Source organism: Pseudomonadota bacterium (assembly GCA_030859565.1).
Lineage (GTDB): Bacteria > Pseudomonadota > Gammaproteobacteria > JACCXJ01 > JACCXJ01 > USCg-Taylor.
Genome location: JALZJW010000253.1, coordinates 1 through 2,958, shown reverse-complemented (window position 1 = coordinate 2,958; position 2,958 = coordinate 1). Strand labels below are relative to the sequence as shown.

Here is a 2,958-nt window from a genome sequence, read left to right as displayed (position 1 = left end):
ATGTGAATGGGTAGCGCCAGCAACGAGACGAGCGCATCGATTATCGTGTGAAAGGCAATCAACTCATCGCGCTCATTGATTTTCTGCGCGATGCAAGCAACATCTTCGTGTTCACCGGGGCCGGTATAAATTGCCGGAGCGCTGCGCCGGTCGCGGTGTGGATATTCCCATCGCCTTGAAGATGGCGCTCCTGCTATGGCAGCGCCCCTCACATCGAATCGTGGTTCTTCCGCGACTTGATCTTGTGCCCAAACCAGCCCACTGCGGCTCCCATGGCGAAAGTTACTCCCAGAAGCACTATCTCCGGGCTCGATAGAGATAAAGAGCCCATCGACGACTGCGGTTTAGGAGAGCACACAACCCTAGCGAGCTCGTTGGCCGTGATCTGTGTCATCTGTGGGATTTCTTCGATGCCTAGACGCAAACCTCCCCGCTCGGTAAGGCACAAAATCGTTCGCGAGGACACTGGGTTAAGATTTTTTGTTCCGCCCCTTCCCCACAGCGAGCTCCCGCCCCCTTGAGGACCTTGATCGTGACCTCCGGATACTTGGAAATCTGCTCTGGCATACGACACCTCCGTCGGGATTTAGCATCAGGGATCTTCTGAACCACTCGCTCTCCCATCCGATTAGAGCTTAAGATTCACAATGTACTGCACCTCAGCTCTTCCTTGCCCTGGAATTATGCGCGCGTCCTATGCAGACATAGATCAGGCCCGACAGGCGGTCTGGGATATGCTGGTGCAAAGCAGCACCGGGCGTTTCCCGTTTCCACTCGTGGCCGAATTCCCAATTTTGCCGGGGCGAAACAGGTTGCCGAGCGCCGGCTTGCGCACCCACTGTTCGATCGCGTCAAACGCGGTCAACCCCGATGCGCCACACTCGCTTGGAAGCGACGAGGAGAAGGATCACGGTGTTTGTCCCCACACCTTGGTTGCTTGGCGGTTGCAAATGCTTTGACCCAGTGAAGATCCCGGTCACTAGGTTGCGCGACCTCGGGTCCTCGTTCCACGAGCCAAGTGCGTCGAGATTGACGTCAAGTGGGCTGAATGAGTTCAACTAGGATAAGGAACCATGGTGAGTAGATCTCTGAGCTGCCCTGGAAAGGTGACCCTATGCCTGGTGACATTTGCATTTGTTGCCGTCTATCAACGAAGCCTAGCGGAAACCCGCGCTTTGCATTGGGATACGTTCGTCGATCGCTTCGTGGAGGATTACTTCGTCGCCCACCCCGACTTTGCCGTGCGCGCTGGCCGCCACGAGTTCGACGGCAAGCTGCCCGATTGGAGCCGTGCAGGGCTGGCAAAGGAGGCCGAGCGCCTAGGGTCGAATCGCAAGCGGGCGTTGGAGTTCGACCCCGCCAAACTAGATAAGCAGCAACGCTTCGAGCGTGATTACCTGATTGCTGTGATCGAGCGCGATCTCTTCTGGCTAACATCGGCGCGCTGGCCGTTTAAGAATCCCATGGCCTATGCAAGTGCCCTGGATCCCAACGTCTATGTGGCCCGCGCGTATGCGCCGCTCGATGCACGCATGCGGGCGTATATCGATTACGCCAAGGCCGTGCCCAATGCAGTTAAGCAGATCCGCAGCAATCTGCGCACACCGCTTCCCCACACCTACGTGGATATCGGCAAGAAGTTCTTCGGGGGGCTCGCCGCCTATTACCAAGAGGATGTTCCAAAAGTATTCGCCGGGGTGCACGATGCGGCGCTACAGACCGAATTTCGGGCTGCGAATGCGCAAGCGATGCGGGTCCTGAAGGAACTGACGCAATGGTTCGAGGCACAGCGTGCGCAGGCCACAGATGACTTTGCCTTAGGCGCCGACCTCTTTGCTCAGATGCTGAGAGACACCGAAAGAGTGGAGGTGTCCATCGACCGGCTGGAGAAGATCGGTCGTGAAGACGTCGATCGTAACCTCCGCGCCCTGCGTCAGGCGTGTGCAAGCTTCTCGCAAAAAACCATTCAGGAGTGCATCGCTGCCGTACAGACAGACAAGCCGAAAAACGGGGCCGTCGACGGCGCACGCCAGCAGCTCCCCGAGCTCAAACGATTCGTGCGGGCCAAGGGCCTGGTCACCATCCCGGGTCCCGAGGAGGCGGAGGTCGACGAATCACCCCCTTATCATCGCTGGAATCCTGCCTATATCGATATCCCGGGTGCTTTCGATAAGGGGCTGCCAGCCGTCTACTATGTCGCCCCGCCGGATCCCGCGTGGTCCAAAGCGGAACGCGAGGCCTACATCCCGGGTAAGGCCACCCTTCTATTCATCTCGGTCCACGAGGTATGGCCAGGGCATTTCCTGCAGTCTCTGCACGCGCGCCGCTTGCAGTCTAAGCTCGGGCAGTTGTTCGTGAGCTACGGCTTTGCCGAGGGATGGGCGCACTATACCGAGGAGCTGATGTGGGAGACTGGGCTGGGTGAGGGTGATCCGATGATCCACGCCGGCCAATTGCTTGACGCCCTGAGGCGAGACGTGCGTTTTCTCTCCGCGCTCGGGTTGCATACGGGGGGCATGACGTTGAAAGAATCGGAACAGATGTTTCGCGAACTCGCTTATCAGGACCCCGGCAATACCAGGCAACAGGCGGCACGCGGCACCTTCGATCCGGCCTATCTAAACTACACCCTGGGAAAATTGATGATCCGGAAGCTGCGCGAGGAATGGACCGCATCCCGTGGCGGACGCAAGGCCTGGCGGGCCTTTCATGACACATTCCTCTCTTATGGTGGACCGCCGATTCCGCTCGTTCGGAAGGCCATGCTCGGGCCCAATGCCGGGCCACCCCTCTGATGGGGACTTAGGCTTAAGCCGGCAATGCCCCCCGCTTCTGTCGAATCTGCGGGGATTTGGCGGTCGGATCTGGTTTAACCCGACTTAGCCGATTCGGGGGGTATGAAGATCCTAAGTGCTTGATATAGCGCATAGTGACCTCAATAGGTCTGCACTACACGGC

At 58.3% G+C, this 2,958-nt stretch carries 1 protein-coding gene and 1 pseudogene; one reads left to right on the top strand and one right to left on the bottom strand.

From position 1 onward, the window contains the following. Positions 1-208 precede the first annotated feature (208 nt). Positions 209-567, bottom strand: a pseudogene (locus M3436_20335) (hypothetical protein). Positions 568-1,073: 506 nt separating this feature from the next. On the opposite strand from M3436_20335, the gene M3436_20330 reads away from it, so the two are divergent. Further along, complete coding sequence (locus M3436_20330) at positions 1,074-2,795, top strand: DUF885 domain-containing protein (GenBank protein ID MDQ3566319.1); 1,722 nt, start codon at positions 1,074-1,076, stop codon at positions 2,793-2,795. Positions 2,796-2,958 lie beyond the last annotated feature (163 nt).

Bases quoted from the DNA above. Each gene is read 5' to 3' on its own strand.
- M3436_20330 (MDQ3566319.1), top strand. From the start codon at position 1,074: ATGGTGAGTAGATCTCTGAGCTGCCCTGGAAAGGTGACCCTATGCCTG.